Raw genomic sequence first — 11,014 nt, forward strand, 5'->3', positions numbered from 1 at the left:
TTAGAACATGTCCTCCGCGGTAACGCTCTGCGTGTGTTTGTTGTACGTGGTCGACCGCTTGCTGAAGAAGTCGTTATCCTTCGTCATCATGATGTCCTCGTCGAACCAGCGCGTCTCTTCGAGCAGGTCGTCGTCCGTCTCGAATATCGGTTCCACGCCGACGTTCTCCAAGCTCTGATTGAACCGGTCTCGCAGGAACGCGTCGACCTGCGCCCTGGGGAGGAACTCCAGCTCGCCGTCGGCGAATATCCAGTCCAGAATCTCCGTCTCCGCCTCGTAGGCCTGCCGACAGGCCTCCTGGACGTCCTCCTCGAAGTCGTCGTCGAAGAGGCCCGGGTTCTCCGCTCTGATCGTCTCCACCAGCTCGACCCCGAACAGCCCGTGAATCTGCTCCTCCTTGCTGGTCGCTTCGACGGCGTTCGCTATCCCCGTGAACTTCTTTTCGTGCTTGTCGAAGCTCGTCATGATGAGAAACTGGCTGAACAGCGACACGTGCTCGACGAACGTGCTGAACAGCAGGATGCTCATCACGTACTCCCGCTCGTCGTCGCTCTCGCTCTTCTCCAGATACTCGTCGAGGTACTCGATCCGCTCTTTGATCGCCGGCTCCTCGGTCACCTGCTCGAAGTCGTCCGTGATCCCTAAGACGTCCAGTAGGTGACTGTACGCGTCCATGTGCCGCACCTCGCTTTCCGCGAAGGTCATGCCCACGTTCCCGACCTCGGCTTTGGGCATCTCCTCGTAGATGTCCGACCAGAACGTCTTCACCTGCACCTCGATCTGCGCGATAGCCAACATCGTCCGCTTGATAACCGTCTGCTCGGCGGGCGTCGTGTTGACCTTGAAGTCTTGGACGTCGCCGTCGAAATTAAACTCCGTGTGCACCCAGTAGCTGTTCCGAATCGCCTCGACGTAGTCGAGGAACTCGCTGTACTCGTAGGGCTTCAGCTGCGTTCTCTCCGAGAAAATGTCCGGCTCTGTATCTGCGCCTGTACTCGCGTTCGTGTTTGCGTTTTCGCTTTCACTCATCGCGTCTCAAACATGACCGATTGCGTTGGATTGCCGCTGCCACTGTCTATCGTCAGTCTGGTGAGTCCGACCGCTGTCGTGTCGCTCGGGAGACGGTCTCACAGCGCACCGTGTGTGTAGCCGTGTGAACCGTATCGGACCACACAGACTCCACTGGTATAAGTATTACCAACAAAATTGTAGTACAACAATTTCACTTTCATAGTGGGGAGCGGGGTTGTTCCTCCGATCCACGAACGGGCGGTACGGAGACGGGGACTAAGCAGTGATCTCCGGTTACGGGGGATCGCTACAGTTCTAAACTGGCGGCGTCGAGCCCCCTACGGTAGTCCAAGTGCGAGGACTCAGCCGAACGGTTCGGCGAGAAGCGCGAGCCCGGAGCCGGGCGCGAGCGGGCGACGAGACGTGAGACGCGGACAACACCGATCGCACCCGGAAGGAGGCGGCGACTCGCGGGGCCGACCGCGACATCGACTGGAGACGGAGAGCGATCGGTCGGGGAACTGATCGGGGGCGACCGGTCGGGAGTCAGTCAGGGCCGCCAGCGATCGGGATCAACCGCCCAGAGCACGCCGACCGCGAGAGCGCCGCCGACCCCGCCGCCGACCAGCGAGACGGGGTCCGACGCCCCCGCCGCGAGCGCGGCGAACAGCAGGACCGACCCCGCGAGCAGCGCGGCGGTGTCCTCGGCGATCGTCGCACGGACGATCGGCGCCACGGCGCCGCCGCCGACGGCACCGGTCGCGATGGTACCGGGAGGCCCGGAGGTCAGGGCCACCAGCGCGTCCGCCTCGGCGAGCGCCGGGAGGGTCGCCGCGGGCGCGGTGACGACGCCGGTGACGAGTGCGAACGCGGCGATCCCGCCGAGGACGGGCGCGACGAGCGTCGCGCGCGCCGAGAGGGTCGCGTCGGCGAACGCGGCGGCCCCGCCCACCAGGAACACCGAACCGAGCGCGAGGAGGGGCGGCGTCGCGATGAGGGAGTACGGCGTGGGAACGATGAGCGATACCGAGTCGGCCGCCGGTTCCGGAGGGACCGTGGGGGCGAGGGAAACCGTGGCCGCGATCGCGGCGACGCCGACGACGAGGAGGGCCGATCCGAGGAGCCGACTGCGGAGTGACATGGAGGGTCGGACGCGTTCCGATCACAAAACGATCGCGGGACCGAGTCGAGGAAGGGGCGCCTCGGGCCGAGCGCACTCACACCGTGATTCCGGCGCGCCCGTCGCCGATGACGACGATCACGCGCTCCGGCGGCCCGCGTTCGTCTGTGAGTCGCAACAGGAGCGTCTTCACGACCGGCTCGTCGGTCTCGACCTCGCCGCGGACGCCGCCCCGGTCGACGGCGATCCGGAGCGAGCGGTCGCCCGTGCGGCTGATCCCGCCGAGTCGGAGTTTGACCTCCGGCGCCGTGAGCCGCTGAGCGATCACGAGGACCGCGTCGCCGCCGTCGTCGACGAAGTCGGTGCGCTCGACGAACTCGCGGGACTCGGTCGCGTCGGGTTTGAGCGCGCCGCGGGCCGCGGCGGCGGAACGGAAGGAGGCCGCGTGCGTCACCAGCTCCTCGGGGCGCGCGAGCACGCTGCGGTCGTCGACCATCGGGTTGCCGTCGACGTACCGGCTCCGCACGCCGAGGTCGCCGGGCGTCGAGGCGGCGACGTCGTGGAGGCGGTCGACGCACCCGCCGGTGGCGACGGCGAGCGCGCCGGCGACGACCGCGCGACGGTACACGTGCCCGCCTCCGACGCAGCGAGGTAAAACCCCGTCGTCACGGTGACGCGGACTGAGAATCGGAGCCGCGGGGTCGACGTGCGGGGGCGCTCCGACCGCTACTCCTCCATCGCCGGCGCGGGGACGCCCTCGTCGCCCGCGTCGAGCTCGAAGGCGCGCCGCAGCTCCGCGATCCGGTCGCGGATGTCCGCCGCCAGCTCGAACTCGAGGTTGCTCGCGGCCTCGTCCATGCGGTCTTCGAGCGCCTCGATCTGCGCTTCCGCCTCGTCTTCGCTCTCCACGTCGCCGACGCTCACGTTCGAGGTGTCCGTCTTCGAGCCGGGGAGGTTCGTCTCGCCCACCGGCTTGTCGATGGTGGTCGCCTCGTACCCGTGCTGCTCGTTGTACTCGAGCTGGATCTCGCGGCGGCGCTGGGTCTCCTCGATCGCGGCCTCCATCGAATCCGTCACCGCGTCGGCGTAGAGGACGACCTCGCCGTTGACGTTGCGGGCGGCCCGCCCCATCGTCTGGACGAGCGTCGTGGTGGAGCGGAGGAATCCCTCCTGGTCGGCGTCGAGGATGGCGACGAGGGAGACCTCCGGGATGTCGAGCCCCTCCCGGAGCAGATTGATGCCGACGAGCACGTCGATGTTGCCCAAGCGGAGGTCGCGGATGATCTCGTGGCGTTCGAGGGTGTCCGTCTCGTCGTGCATGTACGCCACGTCGATCCCGGCCTCCTCGAAGTACTCCGTGAGGTCCTCGGCCATCCGCTTGGTGAGCGTGGTGACGAGGACCCGCTCGTCGCGCTCGATCCGCTCGTCGACGCGCTCGAGGAGGTCGTCGACCTGTCCCGTGGCGCCCGTCACCTCCACCTTCGGGTCGACGAGGTGGGTCGGGCGGACGATCTGCTCGACGATCCGGTCGGAGGTCTCGCGCTCGTAGTCGCCGGGCGTCGCCGAGACGTAGAGGGTGCGGTCGGTCTTCGCCTCGAACTCCTCGAAGGTGAGGGGGCGGTTGTCGTACGCGGTCGGGAGCCGGAACCCGTTCTCGACGAGCGAGTCCTTCCGCGACTTGTCGCCCTCGTACTGGCCTTTGATCTGGGGGATCGTCTGGTGGGACTCGTCGACGACGGTGAGGAAGTCGTCGGGGAAGTAGTCGAGCAGGGTGTAGGGCGCGTCGCCGGACTCGCGGTCGTCCATGTGGACCGAGTAGTTCTCGATCCCCGAGCAGTAGCCGGCCTCCCGGAGCATCTCCAGGTCGAAGGTGGTGCGCTCCTCGATGCGCTGGGCGGCGACGAGGTCGCCCTGTCGCTCGAAGTAGCTGACCCGCTTCGCCATCAGCTCCTCGATCTCCGCGATCGCCTGCTCCAGTTTGTCGTCCGGGATCGAGTAGTGCTCCGCCGGGTGGAGCATGACGGCGGGCTCCTCGCTCACGACCTCGCCGTGCATCGGGTCCACCTTGAGCATCCGGTCGATCTCCTCGCCCCACAGCTCGACCCGCACCGCGTACCGCCCGTACATCGGGTATATCTCGACGGTGTCGCCCCGCACGCGGAAGGTGCCCTGCGTGAAGTCCACGTCGTTGCGCTCGTAGTTCAGGTCGACGAGCCGGGCGAGCAGCTCCTCGCGGCCGACCTGCTCGCCGACTTCGAGGCGGAGCGCCATGTCGCGGTAGTTCCCCGGGTCGCCGAGCCCGTAGATGGCGGAGACGCTCGCGACCACGATCACGTCGTCGCGGGTGAGCAGCGAGCGCGTCGCGGAGTGGCGCAGGCGGTCGATCTCCTCGTTTATCGACATCTCCTTGTCGATGAACGTGTCCGTCTGCTCGACGTACGCCTCCGGCTGGTAGTAGTCGTAGTACGAGACGAAGTACTCGACGGCGTTGTCCGGGAACAGCTCGCGGAACTCCTCGTACAGCTGGGCCGCGAGCGTCTTGTTGTGGGCGAGTACGAGGGTGGGCTGGTCTAACTCCTCGGCGACCCACGAGACGGTGTTCGTCTTCCCAGAGCCGGTGACGCCGAGCAGCGTCTGCTTGTCCGCGCCCGACTCGAACCCCTCGACCAGTTGCTCTATCGCCTCCGGCTGGTCGCCCGCGGGCTCGAACGGGGCGTCGACGCGGAGCGGGCGGTCGACGGTCGGGCGGTCCTCCGAGAGGGGGGAGTCGGCGTCGCTCACGATACGCGTCGTTGGGCGGCGAGGCACTTGAGCGGCGCGGCTACGTCGGTGACTTCGAAGAAATCGGTCTCGCGCGGACGATTCATTCTGGGGGAAGACCGATTACCGATCGGGCTGAACACTCGATCGTGTCCCTCCTCACACCCGCCGTCGCGTTCGGCGCCGCCCTCGTCCTGTCCGTCTGGCTCGCGTCCGGCGTCTGGGTCAACTTCGACGCCCACGCTCGCGGGAGCGACTATCCGGCCGTTTGGGGCGTTCTCGCACCGCTCTCGGGAATTGTGTTGTTCTACTACCTGCTGTGGTGGCGTCGCGGTCGGTCCCGGGAGTGGCCGCCGTCCCGACTGGAGCGAGCCACCGCCACCGTCGTTATCGCCGGTCTCGGTGGATTGGTCGTCGGGAGTCTCGTGTCGCCGCCCGATCCGACCTCGCAGTTGACCACGTGGCCGATCGCGTTCGCCGGCTGTCTCCCCGTCGCGCACTGGGTGGTGAGAACGAGATTCGATGCGGTCGCGGGCTGAATTCCTCGGTCGGGAGAGGTGATCGAAGCATCCGGATCCCCGGCCGCTCGGCGATACGTGACTAGAACTGGATTCGGCGGTGAACGCCTCTAAAGCCCCGGCCGCGACGGCTCGGGGGCCTTGCTGCGCTCCTGGCTCGCGGTGCTCGGTGCGGTGCTTACTTGCGGCCACCACCGCCCTCGCGGCTGCCCCTCTGAGTCCACCCGCTCCGCACAGCGACCGCACCTCACGCCTCCCCAGCCTCGTCGCTCGCTTCGCTCGCAACTCCCTCGCGCGGTGCTGTCGCCGGCGCTTCGCGCCGGCTTCCAGAGGGACCTCCGGTCCCTCGCGGCTCGGCCGCGAAGCGGCCTCGCAGGCACGCGCCACCGCGAGGCGTTCGGCTTCCCGCTCCCGGCGACGGCCGGACGAAAACGTTTCCCCCTGTCCCCGCGAGTCGTCGCGTATGCGCATCGCCGTCCCCAACAAGGGCCGCCTACACGAGCCGACGCTCTCGCTGTTGGAGCGCGCGGGGCTCCACGTCGAGGAGACCGCCGACCGCCAGCTGTACGCCGACACCGTCGACGAGGACGTGACGGTGCTGTTCGCGCGGGCGGCCGACATCCCCGAGTACGTCCGCGACGGCGCGGCCGACCTCGGCGTCACGGGCCTCGATCAGGCGGCCGAGTCTGGCGGGGTGGCGGACGACGCCGCGTCCGCGGCCGACGGCGACCTCGTCGACCTGCTCGATCTGGGGTACGGCTCCTGTAAGCTCGTCCTCGCGGCGCCCGAGGACGGCGACGTGGCGGCCGTCGAGGACCTCGCGGGGCGGACGATCGCCACCGAGTTCCCGAACGTCACCGGCGAGTACCTCGACCGCGTGGGCGTCGACGCCGACGTGGTCACGGTGACGGGCGCGACGGAGCTGACCCCGCACGTCGACATGGCCGACGCCATCGTCGACATCACCTCGACGGGGACGACGCTGAAGGTGAACCGGCTGGCCGTGATCGACGACGTGCTCGACTCCTCGGTGCGGCTGTTCGCTCGGCCCGAGGTCGTCGACGACGCGAAGGTCGACCAGGTGGTGACCGCCTTCGAGTCCGTCCTCGCGGCGGACGGCCGCCGCTACCTGATGATGAACGCGCCGAAGGCGCGGCTCGACGACGTGAAAGACGTGATCCCCGGGCTCGGCGGCCCGACGGTGATGGACGTCGAGGCCGACGAGGACGGCAACGGGATGGTGGCGGTCCACGCCGTCGTCGACGAGCGCGACGTGTTCGAGACCATCTCCGAGCTCCGGTCGGTCGGCGCGACCGGTATCCTCGTCACCGAGATCGAACGGCTCGTCGAGTGAACGGGGTCGGAACCCTCAGCTTTCGCCGTCGCCCTCACCGTCCCCGCCGATCAGCCGCTCCTTCTCCGCGCGCGACAGCGACTTGATCGCGTGCTCCCTCGACATCGCCGCCGACTGCGAGGCGAACGACTCGACGTGGCGCAGGGTGACGGGGGTCCGACCGCGGGTGTACTTCGCGCCCTCGCCGGCGTCGTGTTCGGCGACGCGGCGCTCCACGTCGGTCGTGTACCCGGTGTAGAGGGTGCCGTCGGCGCACTCGATCACGTACACGTGGTGGTCGGCCACGGGCGACCGTGCGAGCGCGAGCGCAAAATGCGTGGGGATGCGCCCGAAGCCGGAAGACGGCGCCGCCGCTCTCGGTGCGCTCGGTCTTCGATCGGCGTTCGGCCGGTCAGTCCCCGGTTCGAGTCCGCTCGCGAGACACCTCGGCGATGCCCGCGTTCGCGGAGCATTTCGGGCACGCGTTCAGGTCGCCGCGCTCGTCCGCGAAAACGCGCGCGAAGCGGTCCGAGACGTGCGACCCGCAGTGGTCACAGCGTGGCATGTGGTGCCGACGTGCGTCGGCAAAACCGGTAGGGACTGGACGAACAAATACCCTTTCTCGGGCCCGTCGACTTCCGGTATTCGCGCGTTTAATGCGAGCCGAGGTCCCCGGCGATCGACGGGTCCGACGGGGACCGATCGGGGCCGTCGACCGGGGTCCCGAGCGACCCCCGACCGCGGCGGACGAGGGCGCTCACTCGGCCCGCGCCGCGTCGACCGCGCGGGCGATCAGGCCGGCCTGCGCGCCGGCGACGAAGCCGGCGTCGACGTTGACGGTCGTGAGCACGGAACACGACTGGAGCGCGCCCGCCAGCGCCGCGACGCCCTCGCCGCCGACGCCGTAGCCGGTCGAGACCGGGAGGGCGATCACGGGGGCGCCGACGAGGCCGGCGACGACGGTGGGGAGGGCGCCCTCGCGGCCCGCCGCCACGACGACGGCGTCGGCCTCGCGGATCCGGTCGACCTGATCGAGGATCCGGTCGAGGTTGGCGACGCCGACGTCGTCGACCCGGTCGACCGTCGCCCCGACCTCGCGGGCGACGACCGCCGCCTCACCGGCGACCGGCGCGTCCGCGGTGCCGGCGGCCACGACCGCGACCGCGGCGTCGAGCGACGGCGGTTCGAACCCGGCGGCGTGCGCGACGACGGTCCCGACCCGGTCGTCGCGGTCGACCGTCGCGTCCACGTCGACCGCCGACGCGACCGCCTCCGCCGTGGACTCGTCCGCGCGCGTCACCAGCGCTCGGCCCGTGGTGTCGAGCGCCGTCGCGGCCAGCGCGGCGACCTCGGCGGGCGTCTTTCCCTCCGCGAGGATCGCCTCGGGGATCCCGCGGCGGCGCTCGCGGGCGGCGTCGAACCGCCCCGCGTCCGTGGTCGCGTAGCCCGCCAGCCGCGACTCCGCCTCCTCGATCCCGATATCGCCCGCCTCGAGCGCCGCCAACGTCTCTCGCATGGACGACCGTCGACCGGGGAGCCGGTCGAACCTGTCGGTTCGGCGCCCGGGGACGCGCCGCGCGCGAAACCGAGCGACGGGGCCTGTACGCGCACCGAGCGCCACGCGACCCGAACGAGTGGGCTGCGAGGCGGCCCCGGACCGAGTTCGAGTCGACGCCGAGACGGGAATCTCACAAGATATATAAGTGGTTGTGTTCGCGGCCCTCCGCGAACCGGCGTCACGGCGCCCCTCGCGGTCGAATTCAGGAACTCTTATTAACTGTCGACGGATATCGTCGAGCGCATGGCAGACCTTATTGTCAAAGCGGCCGTCAAGGAAGCCCTGGACGACAAGAACGTCGCTTCGGACTTCTACGACGCGCTGGACGACGAAGTGGACGAGCTGCTCGAAGACGCCGCGCGCCGCGCCGAGGCCAACGACCGGAAGACGGTCCAGCCGCGCGACCTCTAAGACGGAACTCGTTTCCGTACCGCTTTTATTCGGACGCCGACCGCCGAGCGGCCGCGACGTCGACCGGTTCGCCGCGACGGCTCGGTCAGATCTCGTCGACGCGGACGCCCGACGCCGTCCCGACGTGGACCTCGTCCGCGAGCCCGACGAAGAGTCCGTGTTCGACGACGCCCGGAGTCGCGGACAGCGTCGTCGACAGGGCGGCGGGGTCGGTGATCTCACCGAACGCGCAGTCGAGGACGAGGTTCCCGTTGTCGGTCACCACGGGCCCGTCCTTCCGGTCCGCGCGTCGCAGCGTCGGCTCGCCGCCGGCCTCCCGGACCGCCGCGGCGACCGCGGTCCGTCCCGCGGGGAGCACCTCGATCGGAAGCGATCGGTCCAGCCGCGGCGACTCCTTCGAGGGGTCGACGACCACGAGGAAGCGGTCGGCCGCGGCGTCGACGAGCTTCTCGCGGGCGTGCGCCGCGCCGCCGCCTTTTATAAGTTCCCCGCCGGAGACGAGGGCGTCGCCCGCCTCGCCGCCGGTCGCCACCTGGTCGGCGCCGTCGATCGCGATGTCGATCCCCGGCCCGTCGGGACCGACCGCCTCGGAGAGGTCGAGGCGGGGGATCCCCTCCTCGGCCGCGAGTTCGCGGCTCGCGAAGGAGGTGGGAACCCCCCGGACGTCGAGGCCGGCGTCGACCCGGTCGCCGAGCCGCCGGATCGCGTGCGCCGCCGTCGAGCCGGTCCCCAGCCCGACCACGTCGCCGTCGGTCGCCGCCTCGGCCGCCGACTCGCCGGCGCGTCGCTTCGCCGCGTCGCTCCCGCCGCTCGTCTTCATGAGAGCGACTGCGTGCGGCGGCGTTGAAAAGGCGTCGGGCGGGAACCGACGCCGGTGCGGGTGCGGCCGGCGTCGCCGTCACTCCAGCCGGTCCAACACCGCCTCGGCGTCGTACGCCAGGGACAGCTCCCGCGAGCGGCCGCGGCCGTCGACGTCGGCGTACTCCGCGTCGATCACGCCGAGCTGGTCGAGCTTGTTGATGATCTCGGAGTAGCGGGTGTAGCCGAGGTCGGTCTCGTCGTTGAACGCGTCGTACACCGCGCCGGCGCGCTCGCCGTCGTGTTCGGCGAGGACGCGGACGAGGTCGCGCTCGGACTCCGAGAGCCCGCGGAGCGACCGCGAGAGGTGGACGTGCTTCGACTTGTCGTACGCCTCCTCGACGTCCGCCTCGGAGATCGTCTTCGAGGCGCGCATCTCGGCGTTGAGCCCGGCCCGGCGCAGGAGGTCGATCCCGACCCGGAGGTCCCCGCTCTCGGCGGTGAGGTCGGCGACGCGCTCCAGCTCGGCGTCGCCGATGACCCCCTCGTGGAAGCCGCGCTTGGCGCGCTCCGCGAGGATGTCGTAGATCTCGGTGGCGTCGTAGACGGGGAAGTACACCTCCTCGGGACGGAAGACGGACTGAACCCGGGTGTCGAGGTCGTCGATCACGTCGAGGCCGAGGTCGGAGGAGACGACGATGACGCCGATCTTCGCGCCGGAGTGCGCCTCGTGGGCGCGGAGCAGGGAGTAGAGCGTGTCGGACGCCTCGTTCTCGTAGAAGAGGTAGTTGACGTCGTCTAAGGCAACGACCAGCACCTCGTCCTCCTCGACGAGCTGGTCGGTGATCTGGCCGAACAGCTTCTTGAAGGAGATGCCCGAGGAGGGCGGTTCGTACTCGAATATCCCCTCGAACAGCCGGGAGAACACCGCGTAGCGCGTCGAGTCGACCTGGCAGTTGACGCGTACCGTCCGCACCTCCGTCCGAGCGCCGAGCTCGCCGAACAGCTTCTGGACCGCGGTGGTCTTCCCGGTCCCGGGCGGGCCGCGGACCATCGTGTTGAGGGGGCGGGAGCCGCGGACCGCGGGACGGAGCGCGTACTTGAGGTTCTCCAGCTGGCTCTCGCGGTGGCGGAACGTCTCGGGAACGTGGTCGATCTCGAACACCGACTCGTCGCGGAACACCGACTCGTCCCACGAGAGCATATCGCCGGCGTCCCCGGTCATGCGAGTACCACGAGAGGCCGCGCACTTAACCGTTGCCCGGCGGCGGGGCGAAACTGAAACTTGTCGCGCGAGCGCCCGATCGGAGCGATTCCGCCGATCGGTCGTTCACTCTCGGTCCGCTGGGACGGAGGGGTCGCCCGTCCGACCCGCCGCCTCCTCGTGGCGCAACACCAGCACGTGGCGCGTCAGCGACCGGTGGACCCGGCGCTCGAACGCGGCGTCGACCGTCCAGCCGGCGTCGCGGGCGGGGCCGCGCCAGTCGCGGTCCGCGACCAGCACC

General features: G+C 69.5%; 12 protein-coding genes and 1 pseudogene. 3 read left to right on the forward strand and 10 right to left on the reverse strand.

Annotation, left to right across the window (positions count from 1 at the left end):
- From EXE45_RS10480 to uvrB, 4 genes are all read right to left on the reverse strand, one after another.
- A complete protein-coding gene (locus EXE45_RS10480; RefSeq protein WP_137694295.1) occupies nt 1-1,029 on the reverse strand; it encodes a ribonucleotide-diphosphate reductase subunit beta in 1,029 nt (342 codons plus the stop codon).
- Between the two features lie 532 nt (nt 1,030-1,561).
- On the reverse strand, nt 1,562-2,152 hold the full coding sequence (locus tag EXE45_RS10485; protein WP_092919498.1) for a hypothetical protein: 591 nt from the start codon (nt 2,150-2,152) through the stop codon (nt 1,562-1,564).
- Between the two features lie 76 nt (nt 2,153-2,228).
- On the reverse strand, nt 2,229-2,759 hold the full coding sequence (locus EXE45_RS10490; protein ID WP_137694296.1) for a hypothetical protein: 531 nt from the start codon (nt 2,757-2,759) through the stop codon (nt 2,229-2,231).
- 98 nt (nt 2,760-2,857) lie between these two features.
- Complete coding sequence (uvrB, locus tag EXE45_RS10495) at nt 2,858-4,912, reverse strand: excinuclease ABC subunit UvrB (RefSeq protein ID WP_137694297.1); 2,055 nt, start codon at nt 4,910-4,912, stop codon at nt 2,858-2,860.
- Between the two features lie 128 nt (nt 4,913-5,040).
- Here uvrB and EXE45_RS10500 point away from each other — a divergent pair, with 128 nt between their 5' ends.
- Nucleotides 5,041-5,430: a hypothetical protein gene (locus EXE45_RS10500; protein WP_092919492.1), complete on the forward strand. Its 390-nt coding sequence runs from the start codon at nt 5,041-5,043 to the stop codon at nt 5,428-5,430.
- Between the two features lie 442 nt (nt 5,431-5,872).
- Nucleotides 5,873-6,763 (forward strand): ATP phosphoribosyltransferase, encoded by an 891-nt coding sequence (gene hisG, locus EXE45_RS10505; RefSeq protein ID WP_092919490.1) that lies wholly within the window; start codon nt 5,873-5,875, stop codon nt 6,761-6,763.
- A gap of 15 nt (nt 6,764-6,778) precedes the next feature.
- Here hisG and EXE45_RS10510 read toward each other — a convergent pair whose 3' ends face one another.
- The 3 genes from EXE45_RS10510 to larB form a co-directional block, all read right to left on the reverse strand.
- Entirely contained in the window at nt 6,779-7,048 is a 270-nt protein-coding gene (locus EXE45_RS10510; protein ID WP_092919488.1) for a GIY-YIG nuclease family protein, read from the reverse strand.
- A 106-nt stretch (nt 7,049-7,154) separates the two neighbouring features.
- Nucleotides 7,155-7,307 (reverse strand): hypothetical protein, encoded by a 153-nt coding sequence (locus EXE45_RS20445; protein WP_008440770.1) that lies wholly within the window; start codon nt 7,305-7,307, stop codon nt 7,155-7,157.
- Nucleotides 7,308-7,499: 192 nt separating this feature from the next.
- The gene (gene larB / locus EXE45_RS10515) at nt 7,500-8,258 is read right to left on the reverse strand and encodes a nickel pincer cofactor biosynthesis protein LarB (protein WP_092919485.1); all 759 of its coding nucleotides are present in this window, start codon (nt 8,256-8,258) and stop codon (nt 7,500-7,502) included.
- 285 nt (nt 8,259-8,543) lie between these two features.
- On the opposite strand from larB, the gene EXE45_RS10520 reads away from it, so the two are divergent.
- Nucleotides 8,544-8,711 (forward strand): DUF1931 family protein, encoded by a 168-nt coding sequence (locus EXE45_RS10520; protein WP_004047560.1) that lies wholly within the window; start codon nt 8,544-8,546, stop codon nt 8,709-8,711.
- A gap of 85 nt (nt 8,712-8,796) precedes the next feature.
- On the opposite strand, the gene rpiA is transcribed toward EXE45_RS10520, so the two are convergent.
- From rpiA to EXE45_RS21295, 3 genes and pseudogenes are all read right to left on the reverse strand, one after another.
- The gene (rpiA, locus tag EXE45_RS10525) at nt 8,797-9,531 is read right to left on the reverse strand and encodes a ribose-5-phosphate isomerase RpiA (RefSeq protein ID WP_137694298.1); all 735 of its coding nucleotides are present in this window, start codon (nt 9,529-9,531) and stop codon (nt 8,797-8,799) included.
- Nucleotides 9,532-9,609: 78 nt separating this feature from the next.
- Entirely contained in the window at nt 9,610-10,734 is a 1,125-nt protein-coding gene (locus EXE45_RS10530; RefSeq protein WP_137694299.1) for an ORC1-type DNA replication protein, read from the reverse strand.
- Nucleotides 10,735-10,839: 105 nt separating this feature from the next.
- A pseudogene (locus EXE45_RS21295) lies at nt 10,840-11,014 on the reverse strand (TIGR01177 family methyltransferase); the annotation flags it as partial.

The organism is Halorubrum sp. SP9 (assembly GCF_005435015.1).
In the GTDB taxonomy this organism is placed as follows: domain Archaea; phylum Halobacteriota; class Halobacteria; order Halobacteriales; family Haloferacaceae; genus Halorubrum; species Halorubrum sodomense.

Bases quoted from the DNA above. Each gene is read 5' to 3' on its own strand.
- hisG (WP_092919490.1), top strand. From the start codon at position 5,873: ATGCGCATCGCCGTCCCCAACAAGGGCCGCCTACACGAGCCGACGCTC.
- rpiA (WP_137694298.1), bottom strand. From the start codon at position 9,531: ATGAAGACGAGCGGCGGGAGCGACGCGGCGAAGCGACGCGCCGGCGAG.
- EXE45_RS10485 (WP_092919498.1), bottom strand. From the start codon at position 2,152: ATGTCACTCCGCAGTCGGCTCCTCGGATCGGCCCTCCTCGTCGTCGGC.
- EXE45_RS20445 (WP_008440770.1), bottom strand. From the start codon at position 7,307: ATGCCACGCTGTGACCACTGCGGGTCGCACGTCTCGGACCGCTTCGCG.
- larB (WP_092919485.1), bottom strand. From the start codon at position 8,258: ATGCGAGAGACGTTGGCGGCGCTCGAGGCGGGCGATATCGGGATCGAG.
- EXE45_RS10530 (WP_137694299.1), bottom strand. From the start codon at position 10,734: ATGACCGGGGACGCCGGCGATATGCTCTCGTGGGACGAGTCGGTGTTC.
- EXE45_RS10520 (WP_004047560.1), top strand. From the start codon at position 8,544: ATGGCAGACCTTATTGTCAAAGCGGCCGTCAAGGAAGCCCTGGACGAC.
- EXE45_RS10480 (WP_137694295.1), bottom strand. From the start codon at position 1,029: ATGAGTGAAAGCGAAAACGCAAACACGAACGCGAGTACAGGCGCAGAT.